At 54.2% G+C, this 13,608-nt stretch carries 10 protein-coding genes and 3 pseudogenes; 9 read left to right on the top strand and 4 right to left on the bottom strand.

What is annotated here, in order from left to right:
* Positions 1-120 precede the first annotated feature (120 nt).
* The 3 genes from ACSFC7_RS27530 (at position 121) to ACSFC7_RS27520 (ending at position 3,947) form a co-directional block, all read left to right on the top strand.
* On the top strand, positions 121-1,275 hold the full coding sequence (locus ACSFC7_RS27530) for a pyridoxal phosphate-dependent aminotransferase (RefSeq protein WP_436348750.1): 1,155 nt from the start codon (positions 121-123) through the stop codon (positions 1,273-1,275).
* A 252-nt stretch (positions 1,276-1,527) separates the two neighbouring features.
* Positions 1,528-2,547 (top strand): D-2-hydroxyacid dehydrogenase, encoded by a 1,020-nt coding sequence (locus ACSFC7_RS27525; RefSeq protein ID WP_436348749.1) that lies wholly within the window; start codon positions 1,528-1,530, stop codon positions 2,545-2,547.
* A gap of 317 nt (positions 2,548-2,864) precedes the next feature.
* The gene (locus tag ACSFC7_RS27520; protein ID WP_436348748.1) at positions 2,865-3,947 is read left to right on the top strand and encodes a M20/M25/M40 family metallo-hydrolase; all 1,083 of its coding nucleotides are present in this window, start codon (positions 2,865-2,867) and stop codon (positions 3,945-3,947) included.
* A 105-nt stretch (positions 3,948-4,052) separates the two neighbouring features.
* Here the strand turns inward: ACSFC7_RS27520 and ACSFC7_RS27515 are convergent, their stop codons facing one another.
* From ACSFC7_RS27515 to ACSFC7_RS27500, 4 genes and pseudogenes are all read right to left on the bottom strand, one after another.
* Complete coding sequence (locus ACSFC7_RS27515) at positions 4,053-4,826, bottom strand: maleate cis-trans isomerase family protein (RefSeq protein ID WP_436348746.1); 774 nt, start codon at positions 4,824-4,826, stop codon at positions 4,053-4,055.
* A 138-nt stretch (positions 4,827-4,964) separates the two neighbouring features.
* On the bottom strand, positions 4,965-5,759 hold the full coding sequence (locus tag ACSFC7_RS27510) for an SDR family oxidoreductase (protein ID WP_436348744.1): 795 nt from the start codon (positions 5,757-5,759) through the stop codon (positions 4,965-4,967).
* Between the two features lie 89 nt (positions 5,760-5,848).
* Positions 5,849-6,340: pseudogene (locus ACSFC7_RS27505) on the bottom strand (transposase); the annotation flags it as partial.
* Positions 6,341-6,683: 343 nt separating this feature from the next.
* Positions 6,684-7,448, bottom strand: a complete 765-nt coding sequence (locus tag ACSFC7_RS27500; RefSeq protein ID WP_436348743.1) for an IclR family transcriptional regulator — start codon at positions 7,446-7,448, stop codon at positions 6,684-6,686.
* A 188-nt stretch (positions 7,449-7,636) separates the two neighbouring features.
* On the opposite strand from ACSFC7_RS27500, the pseudogene ACSFC7_RS27495 reads away from it, so the two are divergent.
* The 6 genes and pseudogenes from ACSFC7_RS27495 to ACSFC7_RS27470 all read left to right on the top strand — a co-directional run.
* Positions 7,637-8,043: pseudogene (locus tag ACSFC7_RS27495) on the top strand (IS4 family transposase); the annotation flags it as partial.
* A 216-nt stretch (positions 8,044-8,259) separates the two neighbouring features.
* A pseudogene (locus ACSFC7_RS27490) lies at positions 8,260-9,047 on the top strand (IS5 family transposase).
* 116 nt (positions 9,048-9,163) lie between these two features.
* The gene (locus ACSFC7_RS27485) at positions 9,164-10,258 is read left to right on the top strand and encodes an ABC transporter substrate-binding protein (RefSeq protein WP_436348742.1); all 1,095 of its coding nucleotides are present in this window, start codon (positions 9,164-9,166) and stop codon (positions 10,256-10,258) included.
* 54 nt (positions 10,259-10,312) lie between these two features.
* A complete protein-coding gene (locus ACSFC7_RS27480) occupies positions 10,313-11,380 on the top strand; it encodes an ABC transporter ATP-binding protein (RefSeq protein ID WP_436348741.1) in 1,068 nt (355 codons plus the stop codon).
* On the top strand, positions 11,377-12,225 hold the full coding sequence (locus ACSFC7_RS27475; RefSeq protein ID WP_436348740.1) for an ABC transporter permease: 849 nt from the start codon (positions 11,377-11,379) through the stop codon (positions 12,223-12,225). Before ACSFC7_RS27480 ends, ACSFC7_RS27475 begins: the two co-directional genes overlap by 4 nt.
* Positions 12,222-12,995, top strand: coding sequence for an ABC transporter permease (locus ACSFC7_RS27470; RefSeq protein WP_436348739.1), 774 nt, complete (start codon positions 12,222-12,224; stop codon positions 12,993-12,995). Before ACSFC7_RS27475 ends, ACSFC7_RS27470 begins: the two co-directional genes overlap by 4 nt.
* Positions 12,996-13,608: the final 613 nt, after the last annotated feature.

Here is a 13,608-nt window from a genome sequence, read left to right as displayed (position 1 = left end):
GCGGTCCAGTTCGTCGACAACAATTCGCTTTTAGTAGGATAGACGGAGTATTCCGTTTGTTTACCGGTTGAATTTCTGCTTCACGAAAGTTTTAATTGATTTGCCCGGTAGATTGTAGTCGTGCAAGCGAAACGAATGACAGATATCCCGTTTTCAGGGATACGAGAGATCTTTGAAGAGTGCAACCGACTCGAAGCCAAGGGCCAGGATGTCGTCCACTTCGAGATCGGGCGTCCAGACTTCGATACGCCGGCCCCGATTAAAGCGGCGGGGAAGCAGGCGATCGACGACGGTCACGTGTACTACACGTCGAATTACGGACTTCTCGAACTCCGGAACGGTATCGCTCGGAAGTTCGCAGACGAGAACGGTCTCGAATATGATCAGACCGACGAGATCGTCGTCACCTCGGGAGCGACGGAGGCCATCTTCGTCACGATATTAGCACTGGTCGACCCGGGCGATGAGGTCCTCGTTCCCGACCCCCACTGGACGTACGAACCGGCGATCAACGCCGCCGGTGGCTCGGTCGTTCCTTACCGGTTGAATCCCGAGGACGGATTCCAACCAGACGAGGCGTCGCTTCGCGAGGCGGTAAGCGACGACACGAAATTGCTGATCGTCAACACGCCGCAGAACCCGACGGGAGGCGTGTTGAACGAAGCGGGGGCGGAGGTCGTTCGCGACGTCGCCGTCGAACATGACTTGCTCGTTCTCTCCGACGAAATCTACGAAAAGATCATCTATGGATCCCCTCACCGGAGCATCGCCGCGATGGACGGGATGTTCGAACGCACGGTGACAGTAAACGGATTCTCGAAGGCCTACTCGATGACAGGGTGGCGACTCGGCTACCTGGCTGCACCCACCGAACTAATCGATCCGATCATCCGGCTTCGCCAGTACACATCGACGTGTGCGTCGTCAATCTCACAATACGCAGGCCTCCGTGCGCTGAAGGGTGATCTACACAAACCGCTCGTCGACGCCTTCGCCGAGCGGCGTGAGATCCTCCTCAATCGGATCGACGGCGTTCCGGGGATGTCATGTCCGGAACCGCAGGGAGCGTTTTACGCCATGCCGACGATCCCGGACGGTGCGATAGACGCGGAATCGTTCGTCTGGGAGCTCCTCCGCGATAAAGGAGTCGCCACCGTTCCTGGAACGGTCTTTGGTTCGACTGGCGAGGGACGGGTCCGGCTGGCGTATTCCATCTCAACCGAACGGATCGAGGAAGCGTTCGACCGGATCGAAGAGTGGGTCAAGGAGCAATAAGTACGCGATCGGTGGTTCATAATGAGACGATCGTTTCGGTGGAACCACCGCGATCTCGCTCGTCCGTTCTCGTCGAGACGAATCACCGTCAATTTTCGTATGATCACCAATTCGTATCAAAAACCCATCTATAACGTCTATAAATATAACTGAAGTTATACTATAATTATATTATTAAACCAATTATATTTTTGCTGGGAAATCCCATAGACGATAGATTTAAATCGGCGCCACGATGAATAACACTGTATAATGACTACTAACAACACTGGCGTAGATATCGCTGTCCTTCGTCGAGGAACGGAGGGCCTTTCGACGGACGACTACGCCACGCAGATTAGCAACCGTCTGCCGGATTCCACTGTACGGTTGGCACGAACGCCAAAAGAGGAGCGGGAAATCGTTACGAACGCTCAAGTCGTGACCGGCGTCTCGTTAGACAAACAACAGGTGATGAGCGCCGAACGTCTCGAACTGTTCGCCTGTATTTTTTCGGGGATTGACCATCTCCCGATAGAGAGTCTACAGGAACAAGGTGTGACCGTGACGAATGCATCGGGAATCCATTCTACCGGAATCGCCGAACAAGTCCTCGGGAAAATCCTCGTGTTTGCGCGAAATCTCCACGAAGGCTGGAAGAGAACGCAAAACCACGAGTGGCGCCACTACCAGGCTTCCGAACTCTGTGGGAGTACAGTTACGATCGTCGGTCTCGGCTCTGTCGGACAGGAAATCGCAAAGCGACTTCGAGGGTTCGACGTGCACACGATCGGTGCGAGATACACGCCCGAAAAAGGCGGACCGACCGACGAGGTAATCAGCCTCGAACGCGACGAACTTCACGACGCCCTCGCGCGGACGGAATACCTCGTTCTTGCCTGTCCTCTGACAGACGAGACGCGACATTTGATCAGTCGCGAGGAGTTGATCACGCTCCCCCCAAATGCGGTGCTGATCAACGTCGCTCGTGGCGGGGTCGTTGATACTGACGCGTTGATTTGGGCGCTTCGTGATGAAAGCATCCGCGGTGCGGCGATGGACGTCACGGAACCGGAACCCTTGTCGCCGGATCATCCGCTCTGGTACCTCGAAAACGTACTTATCACACCACACATGGCCGGACACACGCCGAAACACTGGGATCGGCTCGTCGACATTCTCGAACACAACGTTCGCGCACTCGATGGGAACAACCGCGGGTCCATGCGGAACATCGTGCTGTCGAAAGACGACGGCGTAACACAATATGTCAACGATAAAACTGACCGCTAGTAGCGGTGTCGGTCAAGAACGCTGAGCCTCGATCGGGCATCGTACTATGGGGCCGTGCGACGTTGTTCTTCGACGAAGTAGCGTTCGGACGCATCGGGCAACGATCCTTCCGTTCACGATCTTTCCGTACCGGAACTCGAACGCTCGATCACTGCGATGATTCCGTTTTGGAGAGACGCTCACCGGAACGTACCAACGTCCGACTATTCGACGGATACCGCTCCGATGCGGAACGTATCGAGGGACATCGTTGAATTCGCCTCGGAGGTCCGACTGGAATCAAAAGAGTAAATATGATCGATCTTCTGTATTAGTACATGGATCCGAGAGAGCCGTTACCACTTCTCGAAGAGTTAGTACAAATCCCGAGCCATGAATCGGTCCACAAAATTCGCGAATACCTGACCGACGTCGTCGATGAAGCACACGTCCATCCCGAATCCGGATGTGTCATTGCCAGCAAGGGCTCGGAGAACGGCGGGACAAATGTGCTTCTCAATTCGCACATGGACGTCGTGCCCCCACATATGCCGTACGAGCGCGACGACGACGAAATTCGCGGACGAGGATCGTGCGACGCGAAGGGCTGTCTCGTTTCTTTGATCAGCGGCTTTTCCCGGGTGATGCCCAAATCCGGGCAGGTGACGCTCGTCATCTCGCCCGACGAGGAAACGTACTCCGAGGGCCTGTACGACTATCTGGCCCTCGAAGGAGATCGCTTCGACATGGCGATAAATGGGGAACCGACCGGATTAGACGTGTGTAACGCTGCGCGCGGCAGCCTGAAATATATCGTCGATTTCGAAGGCGTCGCGGCCCACGCCGGGACGAGTGAAAGTGGCCGTAGCGCCGTTTCCTGTGCCGCCGAGGCGGTCCGACGCCTCGAGAACATGGAGCAGATGGAACACGATTATCTCGGCACGTCGAATCAGACCGTCTCTTGGATTCAGGGTGGTCCGGTGGGCGAACTGACGAGCCAAGTCCCCCGAGAAGTCTCGATGTTTATCAACCGCTGGAACGTCCCCCCAGAGAGTCCGAGGGATTTTAAGCAAACGCTCGAGGAGATGCTAGCCGATCTCGCCTGCGACGTCACAGTCCGGTATCCGTATCAACCGAATCGGTTCTTGGAAGCGCATCAGGTCAATTCGGACGAAACAGTCATTCAGGACATGGTCGACGCCGTCGAGGGGACTACCGGGTCTCGGCCGGAAGTACGGCCGTTCATCGTCGCCGCCGAGTCGTCGTTCCTGTCCCGGTACATGCCGACGGCGATATTCGGACCGGGTCTTTGTGCCGATGACGAGGGACCGATCGCGCATTCGGATCGAGAGTACGTTCCAGTTGACGAAGTCGACACAGCCGCCGATATCGTGACGTCCTTCCTCGAGAACACCGTCTAAACCAACGTTGATCCCCAAGTACGAGTTATCGATCGACGGCCGACCGTGGCGGGACCCTCCAATCGAGTCGGTATTTTCCCGATCGGAACGTCCTGATCGAGTACATTACACCGAAAATAGTTCTCCGAGCGTGAGTTGGTCGTCGATATCGACCGTCCGCAACGCTTTCCAGAGCGTCGCTTGATTACTCGTGACGACCGGTTTGTTTAGGTCGCGCTCCAGGGTTTCTATCACGTCGAACGTCCGGTAGTTCGTACAGCTTACGAACACTGCATCCGCATTGGCGGTGTCGATCCGGCGCGCCCACCGGTACGTTTCCTGTGGCCAACGTTTGCCTATCTCCTGGTTTTCGTCCAACTCGAGCCCGGCGATATCGCACACGCTATACCCGCTATCTTCGAGGAAGTCTCGCTCCCGCTCGTTCAGTTCGGAAATGTAGGGGGTGGCGATCGCGAGCGTGGAGACGCCCAGGGCGTCGAACGCGTCTTTTATCGCGGACGCCGTCGCAACCGACGGAACGCCGGTGATATCAGATACCGTCGACGTGACCTCGTCATCAAAGCCGGGACCGCCGATCAAACTTCCAGTTGTACATCCGTAGATGGCCACGTCGACGTCCGCTGCGGCTAACACCTCGCTACTGCGTTCGACATCTTCGTTCATGTACTCAAGCCCCTCTTTGTCGGTTTTTCCCGTTTTCATTCGGGTAGTGTGAATGGAAACGCCGTCCGGCAGGGACGAATAGAACTCCGGTTCGTTGGTCGTATTACTCGCTGGTACTAACAGCCCGAGCCTCGCTCTCCATCCGTGCATACTACATGGTGAACTGCTTTCTACTAATACTTTTGTGAGGTATCTCTCCTCGGATCGCTTCTGCACAGTCGAAAAGGGGTTGTTGCTGTGGCGTTCCCACGGATCGTACGGCCCTATCGAACCGGCGGTGGACGGCTACCGATGTCATTGGATAGCAGGCCCGAAAAAATACTCAGGTTCGCGTGTCTCGAAATGGTCGTCCGATTAGACGTTCGACGCCATCGAGCCGCCGTCAATCGGAATGGCGGCCCCATTGATGTAACTCGCACACGGCGAAGAGAGGAACACAACGAACTCCCCGAATTCCTGGGGGTCACCAACTCTCTCAAGCGGGATTCCTTCAGCTTTCGCTTCGCGACCCTCCTGATAACTGTCGTATTCCCCTCGTTCGATCCCACTTTCGATCAGGTCGACCATTCGCTGGGTTTCGGTGGGGCCTGGCATGACGATGTTCGTCCGGACATCGGGTGCGAACTCCATCGAAAGCGTCTTGGACAGGCCAGCAACACCGGAACGGACCGCATTCGAAAGGACGAGTCCGTCTATCGCCTCTTTTACGCTTCGGGAGGTCGAATTGATAATGGTCCCGCCGTCCCCTTCCTGGAGGTGTGGATACGCTTCCCTGCAGAGTCGGACGACGCTCATAAGGAGGAGTTCGTGTGCGAAGTCCCAATCGTCGTCTTTCATCTCCATGAATGGACCAGCCGAGGGGCCGCCTGAACTCGTTACGAGGTGGTCGATCCCACCGAACTCGTCAACCGCCGTGTCCACGAGTTCCGTGATATCGTCCGCCTCTGTGAGATCTCCCTGGACCGGAACGACTGCTCCATTGGCCGCAATATCTTCGATCTCGTTCGTTGCCTCGTTGAGGTTCTCCTCGTTCAAATCGTTGAGGACTAAATTGACCCCTTCCCGTGCGAAGGCTTCCGCAGTGGCTTTTCCGAGGCCGCTTCCAGCAGCTGTAACGATCGCCGTATTGCTCTCTATACCGAGATCCATGTGCAGTCGTAAGAAGCAGTCCACGCAATTATAATTGTCGGTTTAATGAACCGGAGAGCAACATAAAAACGGTTGCGGCAGCCGGGATTTTAACGTCTCGATTGTGTCTTCCAACGGCTCATCATCCGTTCTAAGAGGGTGTCATAGAATATTCCTTGTATCATGATTATCATGTTTTTAGGATTGTCTCCGGGTTCGTAGTTGATGATTGCGACAACGAGCCGCAGGCACAGTACCAGGAACATCTGTTCTCGTGTGTGAACGCGACCTCGGGCGCACCTACGCCCCGAGGCCGCAGTCCTTGACCGCGTCGTTGGTTCGTTCGACCCCCGTCCAGCGGTTGTACATCTTGTCTAGCGTCGATTGCTTGAGCTGTACGTCTTCACCGTGCTACTCGATGCGGTCTTCGACCCTATACTCGATGTCTTTTGGTCGTCAGCGTTTTGTACGTTGAACGGATCGATTGGCACGATCACCTGCTGGCCACAGGGGCCGTACTAGTCGAGTGTGTCATAGGCGCTGTCACCGACCATCCAGATCGGTTTCTCGACGGCGAGCATGTCATGGGTGATGTGCATTGATCTCGTCGGATATTGTCTGCGAATAACCACGTTGTCTCGTCGAAGGAGTGGGGGTTGGACCGGCTCGTCTCTGTCACAATGGGATTAGCCTAGAACGGATGGATGGCTCATTCAACGGATTCCCGCAGGTGAACGCGGTGATCTCCCCGTGCTCTTAGGATCGTACAATGGGTTCCGTGACTTCGCAAGCGGGCGTACTGCGTTTCGCGGATAGCCTCGCTGACTCAAGGGTGCGATCCAGCCGCGTCAAGGATACGGACCGTCCATCCAGATTGGAGGGGATGTTTTGATTAGTGACTGTTCGAGTGCGCTCGAAAGAGCAAGTCTGCGCGGCTATCGGCGTTTAATCATAGGAAACATTGATGCCGATAACCGTCGCCGTGTTGTGAACCTGTTCGGGGATTTCTTCCTTAAATACGTCTCCTTTGATTCGGCTTGCCGGTCCCGAGACGCTTACTGCACCGAGAATTTTGTTGTTCTTATTATAGATCGGCGCGGCGACGCACCTGACGCCTTCGGCCCGTTCTTCGCCGTCGAACGCGATGTCTTCCTCTCGGATTCGCTCCAGTTCCGACTCGAGTTCATCTCGGGTAGTGACCGTGTTTTCGGTCTTGGCCGGAAGACCGTGCGTATCGATGATCTCTTCGACCCGTTCCTCCGGCAAATGTGCGAAGATCGACTTGCCTAATGCTGACGTGTGGAGATACTGCCGCGTGCCGACCTTCGTGTCGAGCGAAATCGCTTTTTCGCCCTTTGTGGTGTAGATGTAGATTCCTCGTCCGTTTTCCTCAACCATCAGATTGGCTATCTCTCCTGTTTCTTCGGCTAAACTATCGATTTCGGGCTTTCCAACCTTGTACACGTTCATCCGCGATCGGATGTGGGCGCCGAATTCTAGACACCGTAAACCGATTCGGTACTGTCCATCGGTTTTGACGATGAAACCGTGCTGCTGGAGCGTGGTCATATGATGATGGACGGTGCCTTTGTTCATATCGAGACGCTGGGCAAGTTCCGTGAGGCCCGCTTGTTCAGCTTCTTTCAACTCTTCCACTATCTGTATCGTGGTTTCGAGGGATTGGATCGGGTTTTTCGCTTTCATCGCCATCTAACTCTGGAATTGCGTCGTTCGCACTTAAATTGTTTGGTGACGTTAAACAGAGCCGCTGGATCGCCGCGGTACTCGCCTACGTGTTTCTCGACACAAGACTGATCAAGCGGACATGATGGACACCGTCAATTCGAAGACGGTGGATTGACATTCACAAATCTCCAGAAAGTGCGTATAGAGAGGTAGTGCTAACGGAACTCTCTCCAACGCTCATACGCCGTCGGTTGACTTTCCTCTTTCTAGCCGAACTCGTCGAAGACATCGCGTGATCGCGATGCCGTTCAACGTCATCGGAAGATCCACATCTCTATGCTCGTCTGGTCGCTCATCTTGGGCTTCGCCGGGGACGTAAAAACCCGCTCTATCACCGCGTTTCAACGCACCTACCAGACTGCGACCAATCAGACCATAGTTCGATCCAGCTTCTACGACCGGTTCATACCAGAACTTCGTGACCACCTCACACGTGCTCGAGGAGGTCGCGGTCCCTTACACGATCGCACCGCAACTCACCCAGTTCCGTGAGACGATGGTTGCCGATGCAACCGTGTTCAGGTTGCATCGGCTCCTTACGACGTTTCCAGCCATTCACGAAGTGCGTCGCGAGGCTAGCCAACCAGAGAGATCACGCCTTACCTTGAATAAACGGCCGGTTCAAGCCTTCAACACGGAGGTGTGGCCTTAACCGAACACAGATGCTCCTCGTACAATCGTAATGAAAACCATTGGAAAGCTTTGCTCTGTAGGACTACTAGACGGGAAGGCGACGATTCCATTATCACTGTAGAAAGCGAAGAGACGGAGTGTTGTGACTTCCGAAATCCGTCTTTTCACCCGAAAATGCGTCGCAAAAGCTAAAAGATTGTCGAGGATCCCGACGAACCCGCCGACCCCGAAGGGGGTGGCGGGTTCGCCGAGTGGGTGATGCTCACGCTGCAGGCACTCCGAATCGAGCCCGGGACGTCCTACCGCCAGACGATCGACCTGCTGAGCGAAATGCCCGGCATTTTCGAGGAGATTGGGTTGACGCGGCTACTACACTTCACCGTGCTTCGTGACTGGTTCGAAACCATCTCGGGAGACCTACCGTGCGTTTCTCAGCGAATCAGCCGAGAAACGCACTAACCACGCCGCGATCGACTCGACCGGCTTCGACCGAGACCAGCCTTCACGCCACTACGTGACTCGCGCACACTATCGTGTGTGCTCGCTCAAAGTGACCGCACTGGTCGACGTGAAAACGCTGTACGTCTTCGACGTTCACTGCACGACGACCAAGAAACATGACGCCAAGATCAGGCCGCAGGTCGCTGGCAGCAGATCGAGGCTACGACGGGAAGCCGTTCCGCGACGACCTTCGTGCCGATGGCATTCGTCCGTTGATCAAGCATCGGATCGACTCCTCGCTCGATAAAGCGCGCAACGCCCGGATGAATAGCCGGTGGTACAATCATCGGTGGATGGTTGAAACCGCCTTCTCAAGCATCAAGCGTACGCTCGGCTCCGCCGTGCGTGCGCGAAAATGGCACTCGAATTCTGGGAGTTGGTGCTGAAATGTGCGTCTACAATCTTCGTCGAATGGTTAGATATCCGTAAAAACGACCGCCGTCGCTCGGTTACTGGCTCTCGGCTCAGTAAGTGAACACCGCGAAATCGAGCCTCAATTCTACGAAGCAACAAGATTAATAAGGTTTGACGTTAGATGTTTTGGCATGACATCAGTTAACAGGAGAACAGCACTAGGCATAATTACCACTGGTGTTGGAACCGGGATAGCAGGGTGTTTAGGAGGAAATAGCGACCAGTTGATCCACCTCGGGTTCGGCGGAACCCTCCAAGAGGCCAGAGAAGAAGTCGCTGAGGCGTGGACCGAGCAGTCCGATATCGAAGTCGTTCACGAATCCGCGGCCGAGGCGGAAGAGTACATGACCATGATTGAGCAGAATCCGGAAACGTACGACGTGGTCACGTCGAACGACGAATTCTTCCACCGAGCCGGGGAAGAAGGCCTCCTCCAGTCGATCGATCTGGATCAGACCCCGAACTTCGAGGAGAACACCTACGACGACACGCGGAATCAGGATGCGATGCCGTTCGCCTTCAATGACGACGGGGAGATCCACATGCTCCTCCGGGAAACGGTGACAACCGGATTCGCGTACAATTCGGAGCTCGCTGAGGAAGAACACACGTCCTGGGATGCGCTACTGAGAGACGAGTACAACGGGTACGTTTCGTTGTTGAACCGACCGCACTACCGATACACCAACGCGGCGCTCGCCCTCGGTCTGGACTTCTACGAGGCGCTCGAAGACGACAATCAGATGCAGGAGATCGAAGAGCTATTGGTAGAACAGAACAATCAAACGTTCAATTATTTTGAGGCTGCTGACACGATGATGCGGCAGCTTCAAAACGAGGAAGCCCACATCTCAGAGGCGTGGGGCGGACGTGTGTTTAGTCTCATAAACGAAGGACACGACCACATCGAGTACGTGATTCCGGACGAGGGGTGTGTCGTCGGTGTCGACGGGACGGGCATTCCAGCTAATGCCGACGAAGATAACCTAGAACACATTTACGACTACCTCAACTTCCAGTACCAAGAAGAAAGCCTCGAGACGTATCCGCAGCACACCAACTATGCGCCACCGATGGCCGACCCGCCAGAGGCGGTTACCGACTTACCGGGATGGACTGATAGTCTGTCCGACTTCGCTTTCACGGATTACGAAGCCCTCGATCCACACCACGAGGACATCATCGAGCGGCTCGAATTGATAAGGTCCGGTGACTATGAACCGTAGGAGACATTCAGGTGTCTTGAAATAATACTCCAGATAAGATAAACAAGGTAAATAATGATATTAAGAGTAGAAGGTTTGGTAAAACGCTACGGAGATTTAGTAGCAGTTGACGACATCAGCTTCGGAATCGAGGGAGGTGACTTCGTCACGCTGCTAGGACCGAGTGGTTGTGGAAAATCGACGATCCTTCACACGATAGCCGGATTCCTCGAACCGACTGAAGGGAACATCTACCTCCGCGGCGAGAACGTAACGGAGAGACCGCCGAACAAACGAAACATCGGGATGTCCTTCCAAAATACGGCGCTGTTCCCTCATATGACCGTGCGGGAAAACATCTCGTACGGACTCCGGATGCGAGACTACGACGTTCAGTCGTACGAAAACCGAGTCGACGAGATCTTAGAACTGATTGACCTCCCGGAACACGGCGAACACAACCCGAGCGAACTGAGTGGCGGGCAACAACAACGGGTTTCTCTCGGTCGGGCGATCGCCTTCGAACCCGACATTTTACTTCTCGACGAGCCACTGACCGGCCTCGATAGAGTGTTGCGCGAAGAGATGCGTTCCTGGCTCAAACAGATGCAGGCCGAAACGGATGTCACGATGCTCTACGTCACGCACGACCAGGCTGATGCGTTATCGATGTCCGATAAAGTGATCGTGTTACGGGACGCGAAAAAGCAACAGGAGGCGGATCCGAAGACGATTTACGAACATCCGGCAAACTCCTTCGTTGCAGAATTCGTCGGGAAGTCGACGAAATTCGAGGGGCAGATCAAACAGAACGGCAATAGAGCCGAGATCGAAACAAGCGATTCGAAAATCGCGGTTGATTCCGAGAGGTATCGATCGTTCGGCGATCAGAACGAAAACGAACCTGTCACGGGATACGTTCGACCGGAGGACGTCGGGATCTCCACGAACGGAAATACCGACGGTCAGAACGCGTTCAGCGGATCTGTCGAAGAAATTCTCGATATGGGAGATCGGTCGGAAGTCACCGTCGTCGTCAGCGAGTTGGGGACGGTACTCGTCTACACGGAGCGATTCCCGGACTTTAATGAAGGAGACGAGATAACCGTCGAAATTCCGGATAACAAAGTGATGCTCCCATGAAGGTCGTCAGCAATCACCCCGTTCCGGAAGTCCTCTCGCGAAAGCTGACACACAAGACGATGGCGTTTCTGGGACTCGCGTGGGTTGGGCTGTTTTTTATCGGGCCGCTGTTGCTGCTTGCTATAGAAAGCTTGAATATGAGCGGAAGCGGCGGTGTCTTCGAGTCGTACGTACGTTCGCTCAACGAACCGTATCGCGGCGCATTTGTTCGTTCGTTCATATACGCCGGCGCTACGATGATCGTCGCACTGGTGTTATCGTACATCATTGCCTACTATCTGGTCTATATTACGGAACGACCTGCTCTGATGATGGCGCTGGTACTGATGCCGCTGTGGGTCGCGTACATCATCAGGTATTTCGGAATAATGACGTTTTTCGCGCCGGTGGGCCCGCTGTCGCTGATTACTGACGACGTCCCGCGCGTCCTCTACTCCTCAACCGGCGTCGTGATCGGTCTCGCGAACGTCTTTATTCCGTTTGCGGTGTTACCGATTTACAATTCGATGAACACAATCGATAGCGAGTACATCCACGCGTCACGGATGCTCGGTGCCGGGTATTTCAGAACGATAGCGAACGTCGTCATCCCGCTGAGTCTCCCCGGGATCGTCGCGGCGGGACTAATCGTGTTCATCCTCTCTGCGGGCTCGTACTTAGCACCGGTGCTCCTTGGAGGACCAGAACAGACGATGATCGCGAATCAGATCGCGATTGCGCAATTGGAGGCGGGAAACTCTCAGCTTGCAGCATCGTTGTCGACGATCTATACCGTTTTGCTGCTCGTCGGACTACTACTATTTAACTCCATCCTCGATCTCCAGGAGGTGTTCGCGAGGATATGAACACCGACCGAATCGCCCACACTGCCGTCGTTACAGGATCTGTCTTGGGATTCCTCTTTTTGATTACGCCAATAGTTATGGTGATATTAACGTCTCTTACGACCGAGCGGTATCCGACGCTACCCTATAACGGTCTCACTCTCGACTGGTACGTCGAAACGTTCACTGACAGGCAGGTTGTCAGTTCGATACTCGTGAGTTTTTACGTTGGGACGGCCGCTGGCATCCTCGCAACTGTCGTCGGCACCGTCGCTGCGTTCGGATTCGTCCGGGGCGACTTCCCGTACAAAGAAGAGCTATCGACGGTCATCTTGCTTCCGATGGTGATCTCACCAGTGATCGTCGGTTTCGCGCTTATTCGGTACTTCAGTCTGACTAATCTCCCGAGTGGATACCCGGCGTTGATCGTCGGTCACACCACGTTGACGCTCCCTTTCGTATTCTTGCTGGTCCGGTCGCAACTGTTGACGTTCGATCGAGACCTGGAACGGGCGTCGAGAATGCTCGGAGCGGATCGGCCACTTACGTTCATGAACGTTACGTTACCGTTGATGGCTCCAGGTATCTTGGCCGGATTCTTTATCGCATTCATCCTTTCATTCGGTGAATTTACCGCGTCGCAATTCTTGGTTGAACCTGGGCTCAGAACAATCCCGATTGTCATCTACAACATGCTCGTTACCGGGCTCACGCCCGTAGTGAGCGTGGTCGCAACAGTGCTTGTCGTTATGATGTTACTTCTCGCAGCGATCGCCGAGTATCTTTCATAGCTTTCGCTTCTGCGTTCTACCGTTGTAACTGAGTTTCGATTAGAAATATATCATATAAAGGCGGGCGTCGAACACCCTGCCGGGCGTCGCCGTCCACTCGCGTTCCAAAACCTCATCAAATTCTGTTGCATGGCATTCGCTGAACACGTTTGTGAGAAGCTTGGTCAAACTATAGTAGCCGCTGAAACGATTTACATATTGATCGCATAGCCGTCGTGCGATCGGGTATGCATTGACTTTTAGCGACTACTATAGCTATAGACCTAAAATTCGGTCTTGATATCACAATCTTCAAACCGTGAAGAACCGCCCTAGTCGGGTATTTCTATATCACTTGACGAGAAACGTCGGTAGTTCTCATCGGATCAGCTGGTAATAATAACTGACAGGTTAGATTCTCAGAAAGCGTCTGAGGGGGTGTTGTGCAATTCTTATACCACCAGATGGCCTGCCACCAGATTTGAATCCTCAGAATGGGGCAGATCGAAAAACAGTTTCATATACTTATAATTTGAGTTACCCGAATCAATAACTCTCGAATGTAGTATAAATTACATAAGTGATGGCAAACGAGTTAGAAATCTTCTCCTTCGAACCTCTCTAAGAGAGTCCA

Source organism: Natronorubrum halobium (assembly GCF_051351675.1).
Lineage (GTDB): Archaea > Halobacteriota > Halobacteria > Halobacteriales > Natrialbaceae > Natronorubrum.
The sequence above is the reverse complement of the archived record's forward strand: the minus strand, read 5'-3'. Positions and strand labels throughout refer to the sequence as shown.

What these genes read in the sequence shown, in the direction of transcription:
- ACSFC7_RS27525 (WP_436348749.1), top strand. Translation starts at nt 1,528, where the DNA reads ATGACTACTAACAACACTGGCGTAGATATCGCTGTCCTTCGTCGAGGA.
- ACSFC7_RS27520 (WP_436348748.1), top strand. Translation starts at nt 2,865, where the DNA reads ATGGATCCGAGAGAGCCGTTACCACTTCTCGAAGAGTTAGTACAAATC.
- ACSFC7_RS27510 (WP_436348744.1), bottom strand. Translation starts at nt 5,759, where the DNA reads ATGGATCTCGGTATAGAGAGCAATACGGCGATCGTTACAGCTGCTGGA.
- ACSFC7_RS27500 (WP_436348743.1), bottom strand. Translation starts at nt 7,448, where the DNA reads ATGGCGATGAAAGCGAAAAACCCGATCCAATCCCTCGAAACCACGATA.
- ACSFC7_RS27485 (WP_436348742.1), top strand. Translation starts at nt 9,164, where the DNA reads ATGACATCAGTTAACAGGAGAACAGCACTAGGCATAATTACCACTGGT.
- ACSFC7_RS27480 (WP_436348741.1), top strand. Translation starts at nt 10,313, where the DNA reads ATGATATTAAGAGTAGAAGGTTTGGTAAAACGCTACGGAGATTTAGTA.
- ACSFC7_RS27475 (WP_436348740.1), top strand. Translation starts at nt 11,377, where the DNA reads ATGAAGGTCGTCAGCAATCACCCCGTTCCGGAAGTCCTCTCGCGAAAG.
- ACSFC7_RS27470 (WP_436348739.1), top strand. Translation starts at nt 12,222, where the DNA reads ATGAACACCGACCGAATCGCCCACACTGCCGTCGTTACAGGATCTGTC.